The 21,443-nt window shown below is 72.6% G+C and carries 20 protein-coding genes; 10 read left to right on the top strand and 10 right to left on the bottom strand.

Annotated elements, in window-relative coordinates; translation table 11 throughout:
* Positions 1–34 precede the first annotated feature (34 nt).
* Positions 35–895: an alpha/beta fold hydrolase gene (locus ACIQJT_RS26365; RefSeq protein ID WP_365460882.1), complete on the top strand. Its 861-nt coding sequence runs from the start codon at positions 35–37 to the stop codon at positions 893–895.
* Between the two features lie 5 nt (positions 896–900).
* Here the strand turns inward: ACIQJT_RS26365 and ACIQJT_RS26360 are convergent, their stop codons facing one another.
* Entirely contained in the window at positions 901–1,236 is a 336-nt protein-coding gene (locus tag ACIQJT_RS26360; protein WP_365460880.1) for a hypothetical protein, read from the bottom strand.
* A 142-nt stretch (positions 1,237–1,378) separates the two neighbouring features.
* On the bottom strand, positions 1,379–2,179 hold the full coding sequence (locus tag ACIQJT_RS26355) for a GNAT family N-acetyltransferase (protein WP_402647423.1): 801 nt from the start codon (positions 2,177–2,179) through the stop codon (positions 1,379–1,381).
* Positions 2,180–2,479: 300 nt separating this feature from the next.
* Between ACIQJT_RS26355 and ACIQJT_RS26350 the strand changes: the two genes are divergently transcribed.
* Both ACIQJT_RS26350 and ACIQJT_RS26345 read left to right on the top strand, forming a co-directional pair.
* Entirely contained in the window at positions 2,480–5,266 is a 2,787-nt protein-coding gene (locus tag ACIQJT_RS26350) for an AAA family ATPase (protein WP_365460876.1), read from the top strand.
* A gap of 166 nt (positions 5,267–5,432) precedes the next feature.
* Positions 5,433–5,921 (top strand): SRPBCC family protein, encoded by a 489-nt coding sequence (locus ACIQJT_RS26345; RefSeq protein WP_365460874.1) that lies wholly within the window; start codon positions 5,433–5,435, stop codon positions 5,919–5,921.
* 105 nt (positions 5,922–6,026) lie between these two features.
* Here ACIQJT_RS26345 and ACIQJT_RS26340 read toward each other — a convergent pair whose 3' ends face one another.
* Positions 6,027–7,565: an MDR family MFS transporter gene (locus ACIQJT_RS26340; RefSeq protein ID WP_365460872.1), complete on the bottom strand. Its 1,539-nt coding sequence runs from the start codon at positions 7,563–7,565 to the stop codon at positions 6,027–6,029.
* Between the two features lie 197 nt (positions 7,566–7,762).
* Between ACIQJT_RS26340 and ACIQJT_RS26335 the strand changes: the two genes are divergently transcribed.
* Positions 7,763–8,251 carry a TetR/AcrR family transcriptional regulator gene (locus tag ACIQJT_RS26335; protein WP_365460959.1) on the top strand — a complete coding sequence of 163 codons (489 nt, stop codon included), beginning with the start codon at positions 7,763–7,765 and terminating at the stop codon, positions 8,249–8,251.
* Between the two features lie 53 nt (positions 8,252–8,304).
* Here the strand turns inward: ACIQJT_RS26335 and ACIQJT_RS26330 are convergent, their stop codons facing one another.
* Positions 8,305–9,222, bottom strand: a complete 918-nt coding sequence (locus ACIQJT_RS26330) for a TIGR03619 family F420-dependent LLM class oxidoreductase (RefSeq protein WP_402647418.1) — start codon at positions 9,220–9,222, stop codon at positions 8,305–8,307.
* 10 nt (positions 9,223–9,232) lie between these two features.
* Positions 9,233–9,883, bottom strand: a complete 651-nt coding sequence (locus tag ACIQJT_RS26325) for an HAD-IA family hydrolase (protein WP_365460868.1) — start codon at positions 9,881–9,883, stop codon at positions 9,233–9,235.
* Positions 9,884–10,336: 453 nt separating this feature from the next.
* Between ACIQJT_RS26325 and ACIQJT_RS26320 the strand changes: the two genes are divergently transcribed.
* The gene (locus tag ACIQJT_RS26320; protein WP_402647716.1) at positions 10,337–13,081 is read left to right on the top strand and encodes an AAA family ATPase; all 2,745 of its coding nucleotides are present in this window, start codon (positions 10,337–10,339) and stop codon (positions 13,079–13,081) included.
* A gap of 7 nt (positions 13,082–13,088) precedes the next feature.
* Here the strand turns inward: ACIQJT_RS26320 and ACIQJT_RS26315 are convergent, their stop codons facing one another.
* On the bottom strand, positions 13,089–13,886 hold the full coding sequence (locus ACIQJT_RS26315; protein ID WP_402647415.1) for an alpha/beta hydrolase: 798 nt from the start codon (positions 13,884–13,886) through the stop codon (positions 13,089–13,091).
* 323 nt (positions 13,887–14,209) lie between these two features.
* Between ACIQJT_RS26315 and ACIQJT_RS26310 the strand changes: the two genes are divergently transcribed.
* From ACIQJT_RS26310 to ACIQJT_RS26300, 3 genes are all read left to right on the top strand, one after another.
* Positions 14,210–14,662, top strand: a complete 453-nt coding sequence (locus tag ACIQJT_RS26310) for an SsgA family sporulation/cell division regulator (protein WP_365460862.1) — start codon at positions 14,210–14,212, stop codon at positions 14,660–14,662.
* A 452-nt stretch (positions 14,663–15,114) separates the two neighbouring features.
* Positions 15,115–15,573 (top strand): SRPBCC family protein, encoded by a 459-nt coding sequence (locus tag ACIQJT_RS26305; RefSeq protein ID WP_365460860.1) that lies wholly within the window; start codon positions 15,115–15,117, stop codon positions 15,571–15,573.
* Positions 15,573–15,902, top strand: coding sequence for a TfoX/Sxy family protein (locus tag ACIQJT_RS26300; RefSeq protein WP_402647411.1), 330 nt, complete (start codon positions 15,573–15,575; stop codon positions 15,900–15,902). The genes ACIQJT_RS26305 and ACIQJT_RS26300 overlap by 1 nt, the downstream gene beginning before the upstream one ends.
* 17 nt (positions 15,903–15,919) lie before the next feature.
* Here the strand turns inward: ACIQJT_RS26300 and ACIQJT_RS26295 are convergent, their stop codons facing one another.
* The 3 genes from ACIQJT_RS26295 to ACIQJT_RS26285 form a co-directional block, all read right to left on the bottom strand.
* A complete protein-coding gene (locus tag ACIQJT_RS26295) occupies positions 15,920–16,795 on the bottom strand; it encodes an LLM class flavin-dependent oxidoreductase (RefSeq protein ID WP_365460856.1) in 876 nt (291 codons plus the stop codon).
* A gap of 159 nt (positions 16,796–16,954) precedes the next feature.
* On the bottom strand, positions 16,955–17,197 hold the full coding sequence (locus ACIQJT_RS26290; protein ID WP_365460854.1) for a DUF5302 domain-containing protein: 243 nt from the start codon (positions 17,195–17,197) through the stop codon (positions 16,955–16,957).
* A 39-nt stretch (positions 17,198–17,236) separates the two neighbouring features.
* Positions 17,237–18,247 (bottom strand): NADP-dependent oxidoreductase, encoded by a 1,011-nt coding sequence (locus ACIQJT_RS26285; protein WP_402647406.1) that lies wholly within the window; start codon positions 18,245–18,247, stop codon positions 17,237–17,239.
* A 110-nt stretch (positions 18,248–18,357) separates the two neighbouring features.
* Here ACIQJT_RS26285 and ACIQJT_RS26280 point away from each other — a divergent pair, with 110 nt between their 5' ends.
* Complete coding sequence (locus ACIQJT_RS26280; RefSeq protein ID WP_365460850.1) at positions 18,358–18,945, top strand: helix-turn-helix domain-containing protein; 588 nt, start codon at positions 18,358–18,360, stop codon at positions 18,943–18,945.
* Positions 18,946–19,769: 824 nt separating this feature from the next.
* On the opposite strand, the gene ACIQJT_RS26275 is transcribed toward ACIQJT_RS26280, so the two are convergent.
* The gene (locus ACIQJT_RS26275; protein WP_402647403.1) at positions 19,770–20,366 is read right to left on the bottom strand and encodes a TetR/AcrR family transcriptional regulator; all 597 of its coding nucleotides are present in this window, start codon (positions 20,364–20,366) and stop codon (positions 19,770–19,772) included.
* A gap of 131 nt (positions 20,367–20,497) precedes the next feature.
* Here ACIQJT_RS26275 and ACIQJT_RS26270 point away from each other — a divergent pair, with 131 nt between their 5' ends.
* Positions 20,498–21,382: an NAD(P)-dependent oxidoreductase gene (locus ACIQJT_RS26270; protein ID WP_402647400.1), complete on the top strand. Its 885-nt coding sequence runs from the start codon at positions 20,498–20,500 to the stop codon at positions 21,380–21,382.
* Positions 21,383–21,443: the final 61 nt, after the last annotated feature.

The raw sequence follows: 21,443 nt of genomic DNA, 5'->3' as shown, positions 1-21,443 counted from the left end.
AGGCTCGTGCTCCTGGGAAGTGGAAGAGGTGGGCATGCTCGCGTACGACGTCCGGGGCAGCGGACCCGGTCTGGTCCTGTTGGCCGGGATCGGGGGCACCGCGGCGGACACCTGGGAGCTGTTACTGGCCGACCTGTCGGTCGAGCACACGGTCGTGTCGATCGACCTCCCCGGGTCGGGACGCAGCCCCTTGCCCGTCGGCCCGCTGCGGGTCGGTGCCGTGGCCGACGAGGTGGCCGCCACCGCGCGCGAGGCCGGGCTGAGTGAGTTCGTGATCGCCGGGACCTCGCTGGGCGCTGCCGTCGCCGTCGCGGTCGCGGCCCGCCATCCCCGCCCGGTGCGCGGTCTGTTCACCCTCTGCGGGTTCGCCCGGCCCCGCACGACGCTGTGGCTCGGCCTGGAGATGTGGGCGTCCGTGCTGGCCCGCGGCGACGCCGAGTTGCACGCCTTCCTCGCCTCACTGTCCTTCTCCCGGGCCTACCTCGCCGCGCACACCTCGCAGGCCGCCCGGCGGCTGACCGCCCGGCTGGCGGGATCCGCACCCGGCGTCTCCCAGCAGATCGCCCTGGCCCTGGGCATCGACCTGCGTGGTGATCTCGCCGCCGTCAGCGCACCGACCCTGGTCGTCGCGGCCACGGGCGACCAGTTGGTGGCCCCGGAGCACTCGGTGGAACTCGCCGAGGGGATACCCGGGGCACGGCTGGCCGCGGTCAAGGGCGGGCACGCGGCCACCTTCGAGGAACCGGAACGGACGCTGGAGCTCCTCACCGACTTCCTCCGCGACCTCCACCGACGGCCCCACCCAGCGTCCTCCCCCACCGACACCGGCGGCCGGCCACCGGGTGCGGGGTCCCCGCGGACCGTTCCGGCTTCCCCCCGCCCCCGTGAACGCTGACCACGTCACCGGCCGCGGGCGGACTCCGGTTCCTGCGCCACCCGCTCCAACAGCCGCGCGACATCTGCCAGTTCGACGTCGGCGCCAGGCCCCGGCCGTGCGGTCACCTCGTGCAGTGCGGCAAGGAGACGGGCCAGACGACCGCCGCCTGTGTGCGACAGAGCGACGTTGCCCTCCCAGAGGATCTCGCGCAGCCGAACCGGGGTGAACTGGCCGTCACCGGCGCAGGCCACCAGAAGGCGGGCCGCGAGGGTGCGCTCCAGCGGCCCCGGGGCCCAGACGCCCTGGTCGAGGTCCGCCGTGAGGGCGGCCAACAGTGCGGGGAGGCGCTCATGCGGCACGGGAGTCGGCGGCCTTCTGTCGGTTGCGGACGAGATGCGGGTGCCTCCACCCGCTCGGACGGCGTGCGGGTGAGGTTTCCATCAGAATACGTGTCTCATGTGTGCCTATCGCGGCGACGACGACATGTGTTGCATGCACGGCTCAGCCCTTCAGTGCGTAGAAGCGCATCGGCGAGTTCGGCTCGAAACCGATGCGCGGATACACCGGCGCCCCGGCGACCGTCGCGTGCAGGGTCGCCCGGGTCAGGCCGGTGGCGCGGGCACCCTCGTACAACGCCTTGCGGGTGACCGCCTCGCCGTAACCGCGGCGCTGCTGTCCAGGGTCGGTGGCGACGAGCACGACGAAGAGCCTGCCCTGGGCCTCGACGGTGGCGGCGCAGGCGACGGGTACGCCGTCCCGCAGGGCCAGGTAGGCGTACACCTCCTGCTTCCACAGGCGGGAGCCCGCCAGTCCGTCGCGTCCGTCGTCGAGGGGGAAGCCGTAGGCGCGCGAGTTGAGGTCCGCGTACGCCAGCAGGTGCTCGTCGGTGGTGACCCGTTCGAACGTCAGCTCCGGGTGGTGGGGGTCAGGTACGGGCAGCAGGTCGCCGGCCATGCCGGTGCCGGGGAAGGCGTAGGCGAGGCCGGCGCTCTCCGCTGCCTCTTCCAGCGCCTCGCGCGCGTCGTCGGCGAGCAGGTCCTCGAAGAGCCACAAGAAGCCCGGGTGCCGCTTGGAGGCCATGATGTCCGCGGCCTGGCGCAGCCGTTTTTCCAGGAGCATCGCGTCGGCCCCCGTCTCGGTCAGGGTGATCGCGTTCCAGAAGGCGAAGCGGCAGTCGGCCCAGCGGACGGCCACCCCCGGCAGATCACGTACGTCCGCCTCCTCGTTCCGGTCCAGCACCATCGCACGCCAGACCGTGCGGAGCTGTGCCACGGATTCGGTAGCGGCGGTCAGGTCGGTCATGGCAGTCCCTCACTTCGTCGCGGGCTGTGGAATGTTCTGCGCCGGGTACGACGATCTTCACCGACCGGGGTGCGGCGACACCGCCGTTCACGTCAGGGAGCGTCCGGTTCCGGACAGTCCTCGGCGTGGGTCCGGAGCGGCTGCCGGGCCTCTTCCGCACCCCGACCGCGCTGACGTGGGCACGATGTGGACGTCCTTTACACTCCAGTGATTGCATGGGCCGCACGGAGCCAGGTGCAGGCGCGGCCAGGCCGGCGGACCTCACCAGACCTCCAGACGTCCCCCGTTGGAGGCAGCTCGATGAACGACCTGGACCCGCCCGTCCGCCCGGCCTCGACACGGCTGGTCGGACGCGACGGGGACCTCGACTTCATCCACTCCTTCCTCAACAACTCCGAGGTCCACGGGGCGGCACTGCTGCTCTCAGGGGAGGCGGGCGTGGGCAAGACCGCCGTGCTCGACGCCGTGGCGACGGGCGCCGCGCGCAACGGCGTCCGGGTGCTGCGCGCGGCCGGAGTGCAGTTCGAGGCGGACATCGGCTACGCCGGGCTCAACCAGCTCCTGGTGCCGCTCTTCGACGAGTTCGACGTCCTGGACCCCGTGCACCGCGACGCGCTGCGGGTCGCGATCGGTATCGGCGGCGGCCCGGCGCCCGACCGGCTCCTGACCTCCACCGCGGTCCTCCTGCTGCTGCGGCTGACATCGGCCCGCACGCCGCTGCTGCTCGTCGTCGACGACCTGCCGTGGCTGGACCGGGCGACCAACGCCGTGCTCGGCTTCGTGGCCCGGCGGCTCGTCGGCAGCCGGATCGGCTTCCTCGCCGCCTCCCGCACGGACTCCGAGAGCTTCTTCGAGTCCAGCGGCCTGACCGAACGGCGGCTGGAGCCGCTGGACGACGCCTCCGCGGCCGAACTGCTCGCCCGCACGCACCCCGATGTCTCCCCCGCCGTACGGCGCCGCATCACGGCCGAGGCGCGCGGCAACCCGCTGGCGCTGGTGGAGCTGCCGATGGCGCTCTCCGCCGAGCAGCGCACCACCCTGGCCGCGATACCGAGCGTCCTCCCCCTCAGCGAACGGCTCCAGGCGATGTTCGCCTCGCGGGTGGCCGGGCTGTCCTCGCCCACCCGGCTGATGCTGCTGCTCGCGGCCCTCGACGGAACCGGTGACCTGGCCGCCGTCGAGGCCGCCGCTGCCGGCCGCGCCGGTGTCGACGACCTCTCCCCCGCCGAGCAGAAGCGGCTGGTGACCATCTCCACCGACAACCGTCGGCTGTCCTTCCGGCATCCGCTGATCGGTTCCGCCGTGGTGGACCTTGCCCCCGCCGCCGAACGCAGACGGGCCCACCGTGCGCTCGCCGACGTGCTCGGCGACCAGTTGGAGCGTCGGGCCTGGCACCTGGGCGAGGCGGCCGTGGGGCCGGACGAGACGGTCGCGGCGCTGCTGGAGGAGGCCGCGCGCCGTCGACTGCGGCGCGGAGACGCGCTCGGCGCGGTGGCGGCGCTCACCCGCGCCGCGCGGCTCAGTCCCGCCGCGTCCGACGAGAGCCGCCGGCTGGCCGAGGCGGCCTACGTCGGCGTGGACTCCAGCGGCGACCTGGACGACGCCTCGCGGCTGCTGGCCGGAGCCCAGGCCCATCCCACCGGACAGCAGTCCCTGCACGCGGCGGCCGCGGCGGCGTTCCTGCTGATCAACCGGGACGGCGACATGGACACCGCCTACCAGCTCCTGGTCGGGGCGATCGAGTCCGGGGGGCACGGTTACGACGCCTCGGACGAGGGCCTCGTCGAAGCCCTGCACGTCCTGGTGCTGCTGTGCTGGTACGGCGGTGACCCGAAGCTGTGGCAGCCGCTCCTGAAGTACGTGGAGCGGCTGACTCCCGAGCCGCCCGAACTGCTCTGGGTGATCACCCGGACCTTCGGCGACCCGGCGCGCACCGGGGCCGCGGCGCTGCCCCTGCTGTCACGACTGATCGCCACCGTGGGCGACGACCCCACGCGGGTGATCCGTGTCGGCACCGCCTCGGTGTTCGCGGACCGGCTCGGGGACTTCCGGTGGGCCACGCGCCGGCTGGTGGAGCAGGGCCGCGCCGGTGCCGCGCCCGTCCGACGCCATCTGGGCGCGCTGATGCACCTGGGTCTGGACTACTTCCACCTGGGCCGGTGGGACGACGCGGCCGAGCTGGCCGCCGAGGGGCTCGCGCTGTGCGAGAACCACGACTACCGGTTCTTCGCGTGGTACTTCCAGTACATCCAGGCGGTCGTGGCCGCGGCACGGGGCGACGCGGCCACCAGTGCCGGGCTGACCGAGGAGATCGTCCGCTGGGCGACCCCTCGCGGCACCCACGGCGCCCGGTACTTCGCCTGCCACGCCAGGGCGCTCGCCGCCTTGGGCAGCAACGACTTCGAGACCGCGTACCAGCACGCCTGCGCCCTGAGCCCGGCCGGGACCATGGCTCCTTACGTGCCGATCGCCATGTGGGGTGCGATGGACCTGGTGGAGGCCGCCGTCCGGACCGGACGGGACAAGGAGGCCGCGGCACACGCGGCGGCGATGCGCGCCAGCTCGATGGCGGCGCTTTCGCCCCGGCTGGAGCTGTCGGTACTGGCCTGCGAGGCGCTGACCACATCGGGCAAGGCGTCGCTCGCGCTGTTCGAGCAGGCACTGTCCCTGCCCGATCCGGAGCACCGGCCGTTCGACGTCGCCCGCGTGCGGCTCTTCCACGGCGAGCGGCTGCGGCGGCTGCGGGTCGCCGCGGAGGCCCGGGAGCAGCTTTCCCGGGCGCTCGAGGACTTCCAGCGCCTGGGCGCCGAGCCCTGGGCGGCGCGAACCGTGGCAGAGCTGCGGGCCGGCGGCCACTCCGCGTCGGTGGCCGCAAGGCCCGGACCGGGGGCCCTGACCGCACAGGAACTCCAGATCGCCAGGCTCGCGGCGACCGGGCTGACCAACAAGCAGATCGCCGAACGGCTGTTGCTGTCCCATCGGACCATCGGCACGCACCTGTACCAGATCTACCCCAAGCTGGGCATCACTTCGAGGGCCGCACTGCGGGACGCCCTTTCCGAGCTGGAGACGAACAGCGGCGGCTGACCCCGGCGGGCACTGTGCGGCGGCCCTGTCCTCACCTCAGTCATTCGACGTATGCGTGGCCCGCGGCCGCCGAGCAGAGTGGACTCGGGGGCATCCCTGCCGGTGCCCTGTCACCGGTTGGCCGCATCCGAGGCGCCGCCTCGCACCGCGTACGAGAGGGGACGGAATGTCCGGTGCCCCGGACCGCCATCCGGACATCCACTGGCCGTCGGGGTTCTCGCCCGACCAGGCACACAGCTTCTGCCAGACACAGGCGGTCGTACACGCCCCGCCTGCGCTGGCGTTCGCCCTGCTCACGGATGTGCCGCGGTGGCCGGAGTGGGTGCCGGGCCTCACCGGGGTGCGGGCCGGGCCGCTCGCGCGAAGCTTCGAGGTGTGCTTCCACGGCCACCGGTTCGAGATGTTCACGGGAGAGCACGTGCCGCACACGCGGCTCGGCTGGTCGGGGGTCGGCGCCGGGGTGCAGCTCTACCAGGCGTGGCTGCTGACGCCGGTGGCGGACGGCACCCACGTGGTCACCGAGAACGTGGTCCGCGGTCCGGCCGCCAGATCCCTGACAGCGTCGTCCCCGCTGTGGGCGCAGCGCCTGAACGCACTGTGGAGCGACCAGCTCAAGCGGCTCTCGGAGGCGGCTCCGCAGGACGGCGGGGTGTAGCGGAGGCCGGTGGCGCCGTCGCGGGACGGCGATGCGTGAGCGGATGTCCGGAGCGCGCCGCCGGCCGGCACCCGGAGGGCGTCGGCCGGTCGAGGGCGTGGTGGGTCAGGCGGCCCGGACGGGGTCCTCGGCGGGTGCGGGGGCGGAGAGGTCGGCGGTGGTCTCGCCGCTCCCGCGTGCCGGCTTGACGAACAGGGCGAGGACGATCCCGACGGCGAGGGCGGGCGCGATCCAGAGGTAGCCGCCGGCCGTGGCGTGGGCGAATGCGTCCAGTGCGGTGTCGCGCAGGGCGCCGGGAAGCCGGCCGATGGTGTCGGGGCGGGTGGCGTCGAAGCCGCCGGTGGTCGGCAGCCCGCTCGTACGGTCGGCGAAGCCGGTGTTCAGGAGGGTGCCGAAGACGGCGACTCCGAAGGCGGCTCCGATGGAGCGGGCGAAGGTGACCACGGCGCTGGCGGCACCGAGGTCCGCGGTCGGCACGCTGTTCTGGACGGTGGTCAGGACGACCATGGGCACCATGCCGATGCCGACACCGGTGATCAGGAAGTAGACGCTCAGCAGAAGGGTGTCGGTGGCCGCTCCGATGGTGCCGAGCAGGAGCAGTCCGGCGAGGTTGGCGGACAGGCCCGCGAGCAGGATCGTCCGCAGGCGTCCGACGTGTGCGGCCCAGCGTCCGGCCAGGGACTGGCTGACGACGAGTCCGGCGACCAGGGGCAGCATGTGGACGCCGGAGAGGGTGGCCGAGACTCCGTGGACGATCTGGAGGTAGGTCGGCAGGTAGACCAGCACGGCGAACATCGCGGCATTGGCGAAGAAGCCGATCAGCGAGGAGAACACCACGGTCCGCGAGGCCAGCATGGCCGGGGGCAGGACCGGGGCGGCGGCGCGGCGCTCGACCGGCACCAGCACCACGGCCAGTGCGACGGTGGCGGCGATCAGGCCGACGATGGCCGGCGAGCCCCAGCCCCAGCGCTCCCCGAAGGACGTGACCAGGACCAGGCCGGTGGCGATGGCGGCCAGCAGGGTGGCGCCGGGGTAGTCGATGCGGGCCCGGGTGCCCCGGGTGGCGGCGGGGAGCGCCCGCGCCGCGATGGTCAGGGCGACGATGCCGACCGGCAGGTTCACCAGGAACGCCCACCGCCAGGACAGCTGGTCCGTGAAGACGCCGCCCAGCAGGGGGCCGACGATGCTGGCGACGCCGTAGACCGAGCCGAACATGCCCTGGTAGCGGCCGCGTTCGCTCGGGGCGACGATGTCGCCGACGAGGGCGAAGGTCAGCACGATCATGCCGCCGCCGCCCACGCCCTGCAGTACTCGGGCACCGACCAGCTCGGGCAGGCTCCGTGCCAGGCCGCAGGCCACGGAGGCGATCAGGAAGACCGAGGTCGAGGCCAGGTACAGCCTCTTGCGGCCGAACATGTCGCCGAGCTTGCCCCACAGAGGTGTGACCGCGGTCGAGGCGAGCAGGTAGGCGGCACTGACCCATGCGATGTCGTCGAAGCCGTTCAGGTCCTCGGCTATCCGGGGCAACGCGGTCGAGACGATCGTCTGGTCCAGGGCGGCGAGGAGGACGGCCAGGACCAGCGCACTCATCGCGGCGGCGACACCGCCCGCCTTGGGTGAGGAGGAGTTGTCTGCCTTCGGCATCGGAGGTGCCTTTCTAGAGGACTCACCGATCTGGCACTACCAGATCTATCTGTCACTAGAATGTAGCACTTATAGGTCAGGCTTCTACTCCCGAGAGGCGCTAGATGTCTCAGGCATCACATTCCGCCACTAGAATCGGTGCGGTGAGAGCTGATGCAGCGCGCAATCTCGAAGCCGTCCTGACCACCGGCGCACGCATGCTCGCCGCCGACCCCGGCACGAGCATCGCGAGCATCGCCACCGAAGCAGGCGTCGACCGACGCACCGTCTACCGGCGCTTCGCCTCCCGCGACGACCTCCTCGCCGCCATCTACGACGCCCGCCTCACCGCCATCGAACACGCCATCCAAGACGCCCGCCTGCGCGAAGCACCCGTCGCCGTCGCCCTGCACCGCTACGTCGAGAACATCATCACCGTCAACCGCACCTGGCCCGTCGACCTCACCCGCATGCTCACCGACGAGAGCGTCCACGCTCGGCGCGACGCGGCCGTCGAGGAGGTCGACGCGTTCCTGCGGCGGGCCACCGACGAAGGCCTGCTGCGGCCGGGGCTGCCACAGGGCTGGGCGAGCGCGCTGCTGCCCCAGCTCATGCACCTGGTCTCCCGGCAGCTGCCCGAACTGAGCGCGGGCCAGGCGGCGGACGTCGTCGTCGACACCCTCCTCAACGGTCTCGGGACGTCCTGACACACTGCCGGCGCCGGTCGGTCCCGCTGGGTGTTCCGTCACCGTGAAGGGGATCAGCCGCGGCGGACTCCCTCGATGAAGCGGCCGGTGAGGTCGACGCGTTCGGCGAGGGAGGCGGGTGTCTGCCCGAAGTCCACGAACACCTCGTGCACACCCGCTTCGGCTGCGGCCCGCGCGTAGTCGACGTACTGGGCGAGGGTGCCCGCAGCGGGCATCCGCTCCGCACCGGTACTGGAGTCGGTCAGCCGCGGGTTGACGCGCAGCGCCATGCGCAGGGCGGAGGGGTCGCGGTCCGCCTCTACCGCCGCCTTCTGGATGACCTGCCACATCCCCATCAGATGCGGGAGCGGCATCGCCACGGGCAGCCAGCCGTCGAGCCGCCGTCCGATGCGCCGCAGTCCGCCGGGGGTGAACGCCGCGAGCAGCACGGGCGGTGCGGGCCGCTGACGCGGTTTGAGGCCCACGACGGTCTCCGGAATGGTGAACAGCGGTCCCTGGTGCGAGAAGACGTCGTTGGCCCAGTACTCCCGGAGGACGTCCAGCGTTTCGTCGAGGCGGGCGCCGCGGCCCTTCCAGGGCACGGAGACCGCGGTGTACTCGTCGGGCATCCAGCCCAGGCCGAGGCCGACGACCAGCCGTCCCCGGCTGAGCACGTCGAGGGTGGTCAGGCTCCGGGCCAGCATCACCGGCGGCAGCCACAGGCCGTTCAGGGTGCTCGTGCCCAGGTGGACCCGAGTGGTGTGGGACGCGGCGAAGGTCAGGGCGACCAGCGGGTCCATGTGGTTCTCGTAGGCGCGCGGCATCTCACCGTCGGCGCTCGGGTACGGGGCGCCCGGCACATGCGGGGCGAGGACGCGGTCGCCGGTCCACAGCGAGTCGTATCCCATGTCCTCCGCGGTACGGCAGACCCGCACAATGCCGTCGGGGCAGGCGTCGGGGCCGAAGGTGGGCAGGGCCAGGCCCAGTTTCACAGGTGTCTCCTCAGGGTGTGACCCGCTCCGGGTTCCGGCCCGTCAACGGGATGCCGAGCAGGGCTTCCGCCGCCGCCACCGTCCGCGTCGGCTCCACGGCGTGGACGGTGGCGAATCCCAGCGCGGCCGCGGGCGCCAGGTACTGCTCGGTGTCGTCCACGAACACGCACTCCTCTGCGGTCAGGCCGAGTTCGTCCAGCACGATCCGGAAGATCTCCGGCTCGGGCTTGCGCGTGCCGTGGTCCTCCGACAGCACCAGGGCGTCGTAACGCTCCTCCAACTCGTAACGCGCGTAAAGGTTCCAGGGCTCCGGGCCGACGGAATTGGAGAGGATGCCGACCTTGACGCCGGCCCGGCGGGCGGCGGCTGCCGCGGCGATCACGGAGGGCTCGGGACGCAGATCGGCGAAGACACGACCCATCAGGTTGTCCGGCCGGACACCGAGCAGTTCGGCGGCCGCCTCGTTCCACTCGCTCTGGGTGAGCTTGCCGCGCTCGAGTTCCTCGGTGAGCCGGATGCCCCGGGGATCGAGGTAGAGGCCGGTGAGCAGGGTCCCCTCGGCGAGTCCCTCGCGGCGCTCGAAGGCGAGCGCGGCGGGCAGCAGCGGGGTGGTCAGCACACCACCGAAGTCGAGAACGAGGCCCTTGCGGTGCTGGGTCATGCGCACACTGTAGACACGTTTCCCGGCGGCCGATCACATGTGTCGAGACGTCCGGGGTCCCGGGGGAGAGGTCCGCGGTCTCGCCCGACAGGCGTGGGCGAGTGCACCGCGCGCCCGTTCAGGCGGTCCCGGACGCAGCGCACGCCAGTGCGGGACGAGCGCCGGATGCGTACGTCGGCGCATACGTATGAGACTGCCTCACAGAAGCCTTTTCCAGCCATAACGGGTGACGTGAACCCGCCGGTGCCTCTAGTCTTCTGCGACAGGTGTGAGTGACCGGCTGGCGACCGGGCCTGCCGTCATGCACGCAGCCGCCCGGCATGTGGCTGCCCGGGACAACAACGTACCCTCGCCTGGCGCCCGGCGTGATCCGCACGCACGGACGCGAGACCGTTCGGGCCGGGCCGGTTCAGCGGTGAAGGGAGTGGGGGCGTGGAATCGATCGCCGCAACCATGGTCGGTCGTGAAAGCGAACAGGAGGCGCTGTCGGCGTTCGTGGCGGCCGCCGGGGGCCGCGCGCTCGTGCTGCGCGGTGACGCGGGGGTGGGCAAGAGCGCTCTGCTGGACCACGTCGTCGATCTCGCGGCGGCCGGGAACCACCGGGTGATCAGGGCGGCCGGTGTCGAGGCCGAGTCGGAGCTGCCGTTCGCCGGACTGCACCAGTTCCTTTATCCGCTGCTCGGCCACCTCGACAGGCTGGACGACGCGCACCGCAGGGTGTTCGACGTCGTCTTCGGCAGGGCCCAGGACACTCCCCCCTCGGTCATGACGCTCGGGATCGCCGTCCTCGACCTGCTCTCCCTCGCGGCCTCGCAGCAGCCCCTCCTGCTGGTGCTCGACGACGGCCAGTGGCTCGACGCATCCAGCACCGAGGTGTGCGGTTTCGTGGGACGCCGGCTGACCGGCAGCTCCGTCAAACTCGTCGTCGGCCTGCGCTCCGGTGTGCCCTCCGGTTTCGACACGGCGGCACTTCCGGAACTGCCGGTCACCACTCTGCCGACGGAGATCGCCGAACGGCTCCTGGACCTGCGCCACCCCGGGCTCGATCCGCAGATCCGCCGCCTGGTCCTGGACGAGGCGCGGGGCAATCCCCTGGCCCTGCTCGAACTGCCGCCCCATGTGCGCGGCGGCCGGGCAGGACGCGGCGCCGCGGAACCGTTCGGCTACACCGGCGTCCCGCTGCCCCTGCGGCTGCAACAGGTGTACGGCGCGCGCATCGAGTCGCTCGACGAGGCGGTACGCGCCGAACTGCTGCGCGGCGCCCTGGACGGCGTCGGATCGGGCACGGCGGCCGACCGCACTCGCGGGACCCGCTACCGCATGCGCGACGCCGACGAGGCCGCCGCCCTCGGGCTGCTGGACATCGATCCGCTCAGCGGCGACTTCGTCTTCCGGCACCCCCTGGTGCGGTCCACCGTGGTCCAGACCGCCACCCCCAACGAGCGGCGCGCCGCACATGCGGTCCTCGCCGAGCTGCACCGCGACGACATCGAGCGGCGGGCCACCCATCTGGCGGCCTCGACGGTCGACCCGGACGAGGCGGTGGCCGCGGCGCTGGAGGCGGCCGCGGACTCCGCGACCCGGCGGGGCGGCTCGGTGACCGCCGTCGCCTGGCTGACCCGAGCCGCGGAGCTCAGCGAAAGCCGCGAGGAACGGTCCAGGCGGCTGGGCAGCGCGGCGTACGTCGCCGGACACTCGGGGCGACTGGACCACGTCCGGCAACTCGTCCTCTCGGACACCGGGTCCGGCACCGGCGACTCCCCCTCGTCGGTGGTCGCGTCCGGCTATGTCGCGTTCTTCGAGGACGGGGACGTGCGGTCCTCTCAGCGCCAGGTCTTCGCGGCGATCGAGAGCATGCGGGACAGCGGGGTGGAGGAGCCGAACGAGGTGCTCACCCGCCTGATCGACCTGCTGCTGGCGGTCAACCAGTACGCGAGCGACGCGGACGCGTGGGAGCGGTCTCACGAACTGCTGGACTCGCTGGGCGACCTGGTCCCGCCGCACTCGCGGATCTACCAGGACGCGTGGGGCGACGTGGTGCGTCGCGGCGCCGGGGTGGCGGAGCGGGTGGAACGCGCCTTCGCCGCTCCGGGTGACCTGGAGCCGTGGGACCTCACCCGGCTGGCGGTCGCCGCCTACCACGTGGACACCCTCAGCCGGTACCGACCGCATCTGCAGCGCACCGTGGACCGTGAGGTGGAGACGGGGGCCCTGGCCGACGCCATGACCATGCTGCACCTGATCATGCTCGACCAGATCGCCGTCGGTGAATGGGACGAGGCCGAGCGCACCGGGCAGCGCTGTCTGCGACTGACGACGACACACCGGCACACTCTGTTCGTCCACCACACGCAGGCCTATCTGGGGTTGCTGGCCGCGCTGCGCGGTCAGGCAGAGCACGCCCGCCAACTCCAAGCGGCCGTCGACGCCTGGGCCCGCCCCCGAGGCATCGGCTTCCTCACCCAGATCACCGACACCATCGGCACCACCGCCTCCCTCGCCGAAGGCGACTACGAAGCCGCCTACCTCCACGCCATCGGCATCACACCCCCAGGCACCTTCACCCCCTGCGCCCACCAGGCCCCGCGCACCCTCCTCGACCTCACCGAAGCAGCCCTGCACACCGGCCGCACCGAGCAAGCCCGCCAACACGCCCGAGCCGCCCACGCCCAAGGGCTCCACCTCCTCTCCCCCCGCCTGCACCTCCTCACCCACGGCGCCCTCGCCCTCACCACCCCCGACCCCGCCCGGGCCGACGCCCACTACCACCAAGCCGAGACCCACCCCGACGCCTCCACCTTCCCCTTCGAACTCGCCCGCGTCCGCCTCGCCCACGGCACCCGCCAACGCCACACCCAGGGACGCAAGGCGGCCCGCCATGCACTGACACTGGCGGCCGAGGTGTTCGAGCGGCTCGGTGCGGTCACCTGGGCCGAACGCGCCCATGCCGAGCTGCGGGCCACCGGCGCGACCGCGCACACCTCCTCCGCCCACCTCGCGGCGCTGACCTGGCAGGAACGCAGGATCGCCGACCTCGCCGCGGGCGGTCTCACCAACAAGGAGATCGGCGAACGCATGCACCTCTCCCCCCGCACCGTCAGCTCACACCTGTACCGCGTCTTCCCCAAACTCGGCATCACCAGCCGAGCCGCTCTGCGCGACGCACTGGGCAGGCTGTCCGACGACCAGAAGGTGTGACCCCGCGCTAGCCGGGGTGGGTGCGCAGGCCGTACTCCTCCAGCCACCCGAGCACGTAGTCGGCGACGAACCGCCATCCGTTGTCGATGACCAGGGAGTGGGCGCGGTCCGCGAACTGCTTGAGGTCGGTGACGGCCGTGGAGTCGCCGTACTGCTTGTACGCGGCGCGCGTCACGGAGTCGGGTACCAGCAGATCCTCCTGGCCGGAGATCAGCAGCAACGGGCCGCGGTCGGCGTTGCCGACGTCCACCACGGCGTACCGTTCACGTGCCGCGCTCGCGTGTCCGAGGTCGTCGAGCAGACGGCGGGGGGCGGGAACGACGTAGCGCTCGAAGAGCCGGTCCGACTCCTCCGCCGTGGCGGTGTTCGCGAACACGTGGTGGAACTGCCCCGGGGAGAGCGTCACCAAGGGTTCGGCGTCGGTCAGGTCCGGGGTCCACAACCGGGCCGGGGCGTCGGGCAGTGCGATGTCGTTGATGGGGGCGGGCGCGATGGCCACGGCGGCCCGGCCGATGTTGGCGGCGAGGAGGTGCTGCGCGATGAGACCGCCGACGGAGTGGCCGACGATCACCGGAGCGGTGTCGAACGAGCGGACGATGCCGGCGTAGTGGTCGGTGAGCACGTCGAGGCCGATGCCCGCGATGGTCCCGGGCGACTTGCGCAGTTCCCCGACGGCGGCCGCCTCCCCCGGCCAGCCGGGTGTGAACGCGTGGAACCCCCGGCCGGCGAAGCGCTCCGCCCATGACTCCCAGGACAGCGCGTGCAGCCAGGTGCCGTGGATGAAGACGACGGGAGTGTGGTTCACAACGGGCTCCTCCGAGCATGACGATCATCCGGCTCCGGCACGCCGGCGACGGTTTCAGCATCGTTGAGGGGCTGGTCGGGGGGCGACAGTCGAATGACTTAATGTTCATGGCCGCAGCACCCTCGGAGGCTGGAGCGCCCCGGGGAAGCGCCTTCGTTCGAGGCGGCGGGGATCCGGATCCCGCTCCGCTTTCCGGGGCGCCCGCTGAGCACCCCGCACCGCGACTCGGGCGAAGCGGCCGGTCAAGTGACTTATGAACGACGCCTTTGAAGCGACCAGGGTGGGTGGCGTCAGCTTTCGCCACGGGGAAGGATCCACCCGCAATGAGCAGCAACCAACCCGGTGTACAGTCCCGGCCTCCGTCGTACGCCTGCCCGGAGCTGGTCCTGGACGTCGAGCGCGTGCTGGACGTCGCCGCCCGGCAGACGATCAGGGCGGAGTTCCGTTTCGACCCGGAGACTCCCCTGGCCGTGTCCATGGTGCTGGTCGTAGAGGGCGGTCCCCGGGTGCTGTGGCGGATCGGCCGTGACCTCCTGCGGCAGGGCCTCCGCTCGGCCAGCGGACTCGGTGACGTGCAGATGTGGCCCGCGCGTTCCGTTGGCGGGGGCACCGCGTGGCTCCAGTTGGCCTCCCGGGACATGGCGGCTCTCTTCGAACTTCCGGTGCCCCCGCTGGAGGAGTGGCTGGAGCACACCTACGAGCTCGTACCCGCCGGTCGCGAGCTGGCCGAGGTCGACTGGGACGCGGCCACCGCGGATCTGCTGGCGGGTTCCTGAAAATTCGAGGGCGGGTCACCACCGCGGACGGGTTGGGGGTCCTGAGACATCAGGCCGAGCGCAGGGGGCCGGACGCCGGAGGCCGGGACACAGCTCATCAGCCCCGAGGGCACAGCATCCGACGCGGATGGGCTCGGTCCGGTCGGGCCCGCCGTCGGTACCGCCGAGGGCCCCGCCGACTCCGTCCCCGACGCGAACGCGGACGCGGACTCACCGGTCGACGGCGGGGCGGAGCCGCCCCCGGAGGCCTCTCCGGACGAGCCTCCGCACGCCAACAGGACCACCACCCCCGGCGCACACGCCCACCGGCCCACCACCGCATCCGTGCACCTCCCGGCCCCGACGGACTGGCACCGGCCCGCGGGCGCGCCCGCCGCCGATCCCGGCCATGCTGGAGACGACCGGGCACCGACGACGACCGGTGCCGGGGCAGGAGGCGAGGCGGTGACACGATGACCGTCGACGTGACGGTGCGACGCCTGATCCCGCTGCCGCCCGAGCGGGTGGCCGGGTACGCCATGGACTGGCGCCACGACGCCGAGTGGACGCAGGGCATCCGTACGGCGCAACTCACCCGGGAGGCGGACGGCGGCGGCTTCGGGACGGGCGCCGAGGTCACCCGCACCGCACGCTTCCTCGGCCGGCGCATCGACTACGTCCTGCGGGTGGCCGCGTACGATCCCCCTGGACTCCTGGACATGGTCTCCGTGGCCGCTCCCATGCCGATGCACGTGACCTACTCCTTCACGCCGCACACGCGTGGCACACTCGCGGTCATTCGGGTACGCGGAGGCCCCGGCGGTCTGCTCCGCCTGGCAGCGCCCCTGCTCGCCCGCCGGGTCCGTTCCTCCCTCACCAAGGACCTGCGCGACCTCGGGCGCAGGCTCTCCGAGCGGCAAGGAGACAACTGATGGCGTACGACGAAGGGCTCGCCGAGCGCATCCGGCACTGTCTGGGCGCGCATCCCGGCGTCGCCGAGCGGCGCATGTTCGGCAGCATCACCTTCCTGTACCGGGGCAACCTGGCCGTCGGTGTGACCGGTGACGACCTCATGGTCCGCATCGGCCCCGACGCCACCGACGCGGCCCTCGCCCGGCCCGGCACGCGGCCCTGCGACATGACGGGCCGGCCGATGCGCGGCTGGGTGCTGGTCGCCGGGTCCGCCGTGACGGAGGACGAGGCGCTGCGGGCGTGGGTCGACGAGGGGCGGGCGTTCGCGGCGAGCCTGCCGCCCAAGTAATTCGCTCTCCGTGTACGTCAGTTCTGGCGCGCGGCCTCCAGTACGGCCTTGAGCTGCCGCAGCGGTTCCGGGCCGGAGATCCGCAGGACGACCGTGTCGGCGCCGGCCGTCGCCAGTTCGCGGATGCGCCCGGCAGCCTGCGCCGCCGGGCCCGAGACGGTGAACACCTCGTGCGGCGGGCGGCCGAGCCAGGCGGCGTGGCCCTCGATGCTCGGGTGCAGGGTCCGGGCCACCTCGTCGGCGTCGTCTCCGACGCAGGCGAAGGCGAGGACCGTCAGGGTGTGGTCGGAGGCGGCGCCGCCCTTCCCCGTCAGCGCGCGGGCGTTCGCCAGGTCCTGCGGACCGTGGCCCTCCGTGATGACGGTGCCGTCCGCGACCCGTCCGGACAGTTCCAGGGAGCGAGGGCGCACCACACCCGCGACCACCGGCGGCACCTCGGCCGGGGGATGCGTCAACTCGACGCCGTCCAGGCGTACTTCACGTCCCGCCAGCTCCACGCGCTCGCCGCGCAGCAGCGCGCGTACCGAGGTGATCGTCTCCTCCAGCAGGGCCAGCGGGGAGCGGGCCGCGGCGCCCACCTGGGCCATCCACTCCTGCACGCCGTGGCCGATGCCCGCCACCAGTCGGCCGGGGAACACCCGTGCCAGCGTGGCCAGTTCCATCGCGAGGAGGGCCGGGCTGCGCAACGGGGCGGGGGCGATGCCGATGCCGACCCTGATGCGTTCCGTGGCGCCCAGGGCCACGGCCGCCGCGGACACCCCGCCGTTCCACCCGAGGTCCTCGACGACCCACAGGTCGTCCGCACCGAGCGCCTCGGCCTCCCGGGCGAACCCGGGCAGCTCCTCGGGGGCCCAGTCGCGGTCGTACATCACACCGATCCGTACGTTCGTCATACGCCGGAACCTATGCGGGTGCGGCACGTCGATCAACGGGGCGTCCCGGGCGGGGAGTCGGCCGTCGGCGAGGTGCGAGGTGCCCGGGAGCACGCGCTCCCGGGCACACCCGGAGACGGAGCGGAGCACCGCCCCCGCTCCGGGCGGGTGCCGTGAGGCTCAGCCCCCGCTCTTGCGCCGGAACGACCGCTGGCTCGACGCCGGGCCGTGCGTCCCCCGGATCTTCGACGCGTGGGAGTTGGCGGCGAGGTCGGCGGCCTCCGCCTGCGCACCGCGCTTGCGGGCGAGAGCCTCACGGAACTTCTGTTTGAGGTCGTAGTTGCCGTCGCTGTCGGGTGCGAGGGCCGGCTTCTCGGGGTCGGCCGGTTCCGAACCTTCCGGGGATGCAGCGTCTGCGGTCATGGTGACCTCCTGGGTTCGGTCAGTGGGAAGCACAGCTTGTCATGCCGTGAGGACGATCTTCCCCTGGATATGCCCCCGGGCGGCACGTTCGTGGGCTGCCTGGGCGTCTTTGAGCGCAAACGTGCTGTCGATCGCGACCCTGACCTTCCCCGCGTCGACCAGGCGGCCCAGTTCGGCGAGCTGCGCGCCGTTGGAGCGGACCTGGGTGGCCGTGACGGTGACACCGAGCCTGGCGTTCTCCTCGTCGTCGAAGTCGCCGAAGTACACGGGGTAGAGGGCCCCGCCGCGCTTGATGGTCCGCAGGAAGCGCCTGCTGTCGGGGCCGCCGACGGTGTCGAGGACGAGATCGACCTCGCGGACGACCTCTTCCGGGCGGTCCTTGGTGTAGTCGACGAACTCGTCGGCACCGAGACCGCGCAGGAACGTCTCGTGGGCGCCGGAGGCCACGGCGATGACACGGGCCCCTTTCCACTTGGCCAGTTGGAGAGCGAGATGACCCACGCCGCCGGCGGCCCCGTTGACGAGCACCGTGGTCCCGCCGCCGAGCGCCATCGGGCGGTGCCGGGCCGCCTGGAACGGCGAGGGGTGGTCGTGCCCGAGCTCGATCAGGAACTGCCACGCCGTCAGCCCCGACATGGGCAGGCCCGCGGCGTGTACGTGGTCGAGGGAAGCCGGCTTGCGGGCGAGGTCGGACGCCGGTGCGGTGACGTACTCGGCGTAGGCGCCGGCCTGGAGGGCCTCGGGGAAGCGCAGGAGGCCCATCACCTCCTCCCCGACCGCGAGGCCGTCGACGTCGGCGCCGACTGCCTCGACGACGCCCGAGACGTCGGTCCCCGGGATCAGGGGGAGGTGGAACGGGGGCTTGAGTTCGGGAGGCACGTCGGGCATCCCCTCACGCGCGTACCAGTCGGGAGGGTTGAGGCCCACGGCGTGCACGCGCACGAGCACCTCCCCCGGTCCCGGTTCTGGGATCGGCACCTCCTCGTGGCGCAGCACCTCGGGGCCGCCGAACTCGTGCAGACGGATCGCGCTCATCGTGTGTCTGGGCATCGTGTTCTCCTGCCGCGTTGCGGGATAGGCTTATCCGGATCAGCGATCCGGGTATCCGGTTCACTGATCCGAATATATGGATCACTGATCCGGATAGTCAAGAGGGGCAGATGCGAGCCGACGCCAGGAAGAATCACGATCACCTGCTCACGGTTGCGGGCACCGTCATCACCGAGCAGGGCGTCGACGCGTCGCTGCGCGACATCGCCCGCCGGGCCGGCGTGGGACTCGCCACGCTGATCCGCCACTTCCCCACCCGTGAGGCACTCCTCGAAGCACTTCTCCGCACGAGCTTCGACGAACTGGCGGCGCAGGCTGCCGCCCTTGAGACATCGACGCGACCGGACGACGCCCTGGCCTCGTGGCTGCGCGACTTCGTCGCCTGCGCGCACAACTACCGGGGCGTCGTGGAGCTGATGGTGACGGCCATCGAGGACCCGCAGTCCGCGCTGCACGCCTCGTGTGTCGCGATGCGCGCCGCCGGCACACGACTCCTGACCCGCGCCCAGGCGGAGGGCCTGGCGCGGGCCGACATCGACGGCACCGACCTGTTCGCGCTGGCCGGGTCACTCGCCTGGCTCAGCGACCAGCCCTCGCTCGCCGCCCGCTCCGACCACCTCTTCGACGTGGTGGCGAGCGCCATCCTGCGGAGCCCTGCGAGTGTCGGCGACACCGGAGCCCCGTCGCCGGCCCGCTAGTCGCGGCCGGGCCCGCTCCGGGCCGGCCGACAGGTGGGCGTGGGCCACCACGGCGCAACCCAGCGCCGCCGACCTCGCCGCCGGGCACGTCGGGCGGCTGCGGGCGGTCTGGGCGCAGGCCACGACCGTCGGGGGCTGCCGTGGGTCCGGGCGCAGGCCACGATGGTCGGGCGGCTGCCGTCGGTCCGGGCGCAGGCCACGACGGTCGGGCGGCTGCCGTCGGTCCGGGTATAGGGCACGACGGTCGGGCCACTGCTGGCCGTCTGGGCGCAGGACACGACCCCCGGGTGGCCGTCGGCGGTCAGGGCGCAGCACACGACCCCGGGTGACTGCCAGCCGTCTGAACACACGGCACGACCCCCGGGCGGCCGTCGGCGGTCTGAGCGCAGAGCACGATCCTCGGACGACTGCCGGTGGTCCGAGCGCCGCACACGCCCCCCGGGTGGCCGTCGGCGGTCCGGGCGCAGCACACGCCCCCGGGCGGCCGTCGGCGGTCTGAGCGCAGAGCACGATCCTCGGACAACTGCCGGCCGTCCGAACGCCGCACACGACCCCGGGAGGCTACCGGCCGTCCGTGCGCGGAGCACGGCGCATGTCCCGGAACGCCCGCCCTCGAACCGGTCCGGTACCGCCGGTGACGCCTCGGCTGACGCGGCAGACGGTCCATCGTGGCGTGCGCGACTGCACCCACCCAGGGGCGCGGGGAACTGCGCGACCGGCCACGACGGACCCGCACCCGCCCCAACAGCCACACCCTCACGCCTGCCGCGAGAACACATCGCACCGCCCGCCGCATGAGCCCCCTGGAGTCGCCTCGACGCAGGTCAGCCCTCTCGACGCACCGCCGCGTCGAGGAGGGGGCCGAGTTCCCGGGCCACGGTCGTCAGCGGACCCACGTCCCGCTGCGCCCGGGCCATGAGGATCGCCCCCTCCAACGAGCTGACCATGAGGGTGGCCAGCGCCCCGGCCCGCTCCTGGGGCACGCCCATGTCGGCCAGTGCCCGGGTCACCGGACCGGTCCAGGTCGCGAACGCCTCCGCCACCGCCGCCCGGGTGGACGCGGTCGACTCCGCCCAGTCCACGGTGGCGGCGGCGACCGGGCAGCCACCGGCGAAACCGGCGCTCTCGTACTCGTCGGTCCACTGGCGCACCATCGCGGCGAACAGCCCGCTCGGTGTCGGTTCGGGCAGGGCGGCGAGGAAGCGGGCGACCCGGTTGCCGGCGTACCGGCCCGCCCACTGCACGGCCTCGTTGACCAGTTGCTCCTTGCCGCCGGGGAAGTAGTGCTGGAGCGAACCGCGCGGCGCGCCGGCGTGGGCGGCCACGTCGCGCATGCCCGTGGCGGCGACTCCCTCGCGCCGGATGAGCTGGGCCGCGCTGAAGACCATCCGTTCCCGGGCTCCCCTCTCGGCCCCCGCCATCGCCGACCTCCCTGTCCGGTGCAGTTCCGCACCCACTCTATGACCGCTGTCATAGAGACGCTTACTATGACCGCTGTCATAGTGTGCGGCAGCGGCTCGGCTTCGGCGCGGGCCGGAGAAGGCGGTGCCTCGTGTACGTGGGATTCATCGGCCTCGGCACCATGGGGCATCCCATGGCCCTCAACCTCGCCCGGGCCGGCACGCCTCTCGTCGTGTGGAACCGCACCCCCGGCCGCAGCGAGGCCCTGCGCGCCGCGGGAGCGGAGGTCGCCGCGAGTCCCGCCGAGGTCTTCGGCCGGGCCGGGACCGTCTTCCTCATGCTGGCCGACGAGACCGCCGTGGACACCGTGCTGAAGCGCGCCACCCCGGACTTCGCCGCTCTGGTGTCGGGGCGGACGGTCGTCCACATGGGCACGACCTCGGCCGAGTACTCGGCCGGCCTCCAGGAGGCCGTCAGGGCGGTGGGCGGACGGTACGTCGAGGCTCCCGTCTCCGGCTCCCGTATCCCCGCCGAGCAGGGTGAACTGGTGGGCATGACGGCGGGTGACGACGACGCCGTCGCCGCCGTACGTCCCCTGCTGGCCGCCATGTGCCGGGAGACGTTCGACTGCGGAGCGGTCCCCGGCGCGCTGCAGATGAAGTTCTCGGTGAACCTGTTCCTGATCACCCTGGTCACCGGGCTGACCGAGGCGTTCCACTTCGCCGACCGGCACGGGCTCGACCAGCGCCTGCTCCGGGACGTCCTGGACGCGGGCCCGATGGCCAGCGCCGTCTCGCGGGTGAAGGGGCCCAAGCTGCTGGCCCGCGACTTCAGCGTGCAGGCCGCCGCCGGCAACGTCCTGGAGAACAACCGTCTGATCGCCGAGGCCGCCCGCAAGGCCGGCCTGGCCTCCCCGCTCCTGGACGCCTGCCACGCCCTGTACGCCGAGGCCGTCGAACAGGGCCACGGCGACGAGGACATGGTGGCCGTCCTGCACGCCCTGGAGACCCGGACCGACGGCCCGCCCGCCCTGTGAGGTGAACGCCTGCCGGTGACGGCACACGGCCGTTCTTCCCTGACGGGTCCCGCGGCTGTGC

Source organism: Streptomyces sp. NPDC091972, from assembly GCF_044756385.1.
In the GTDB taxonomy this organism is placed as follows: Bacteria; Actinomycetota; Actinomycetes; order Streptomycetales; family Streptomycetaceae; genus Streptomyces.
This window is presented reverse-complemented; position numbering and strand designations above follow the sequence as displayed.

Excerpts from the sequence above, each read along its gene's own strand:
- ACIQJT_RS26365 (WP_365460882.1), top strand. The coding sequence starts at position 35 with ATGCTCGCGTACGACGTCCGGGGCAGCGGACCCGGTCTGGTCCTGTTG.
- ACIQJT_RS26355 (WP_402647423.1), bottom strand. The coding sequence starts at position 2,179 with ATGACCGACCTGACCGCCGCTACCGAATCCGTGGCACAGCTCCGCACG.
- ACIQJT_RS26350 (WP_365460876.1), top strand. The coding sequence starts at position 2,480 with ATGAACGACCTGGACCCGCCCGTCCGCCCGGCCTCGACACGGCTGGTC.
- ACIQJT_RS26345 (WP_365460874.1), top strand. The coding sequence starts at position 5,433 with ATGTCCGGTGCCCCGGACCGCCATCCGGACATCCACTGGCCGTCGGGG.
- ACIQJT_RS26340 (WP_365460872.1), bottom strand. The coding sequence starts at position 7,565 with ATGCCGAAGGCAGACAACTCCTCCTCACCCAAGGCGGGCGGTGTCGCC.
- ACIQJT_RS26335 (WP_365460959.1), top strand. The coding sequence starts at position 7,763 with ATGCTCGCCGCCGACCCCGGCACGAGCATCGCGAGCATCGCCACCGAA.
- ACIQJT_RS26325 (WP_365460868.1), bottom strand. The coding sequence starts at position 9,883 with ATGACCCAGCACCGCAAGGGCCTCGTTCTCGACTTCGGTGGTGTGCTG.
- ACIQJT_RS26320 (WP_402647716.1), top strand. The coding sequence starts at position 10,337 with ATGGTCGGTCGTGAAAGCGAACAGGAGGCGCTGTCGGCGTTCGTGGCG.
- ACIQJT_RS26310 (WP_365460862.1), top strand. The coding sequence starts at position 14,210 with ATGAGCAGCAACCAACCCGGTGTACAGTCCCGGCCTCCGTCGTACGCC.
- ACIQJT_RS26305 (WP_365460860.1), top strand. The coding sequence starts at position 15,115 with ATGACCGTCGACGTGACGGTGCGACGCCTGATCCCGCTGCCGCCCGAG.
- ACIQJT_RS26300 (WP_402647411.1), top strand. The coding sequence starts at position 15,573 with ATGGCGTACGACGAAGGGCTCGCCGAGCGCATCCGGCACTGTCTGGGC.
- ACIQJT_RS26295 (WP_365460856.1), bottom strand. The coding sequence starts at position 16,795 with ATGACGAACGTACGGATCGGTGTGATGTACGACCGCGACTGGGCCCCC.
- ACIQJT_RS26290 (WP_365460854.1), bottom strand. The coding sequence starts at position 17,197 with ATGACCGCAGACGCTGCATCCCCGGAAGGTTCGGAACCGGCCGACCCC.
- ACIQJT_RS26285 (WP_402647406.1), bottom strand. The coding sequence starts at position 18,247 with ATGCCCAGACACACGATGAGCGCGATCCGTCTGCACGAGTTCGGCGGC.
- ACIQJT_RS26280 (WP_365460850.1), top strand. The coding sequence starts at position 18,358 with ATGCGAGCCGACGCCAGGAAGAATCACGATCACCTGCTCACGGTTGCG.
- ACIQJT_RS26275 (WP_402647403.1), bottom strand. The coding sequence starts at position 20,366 with ATGGCGGGGGCCGAGAGGGGAGCCCGGGAACGGATGGTCTTCAGCGCG.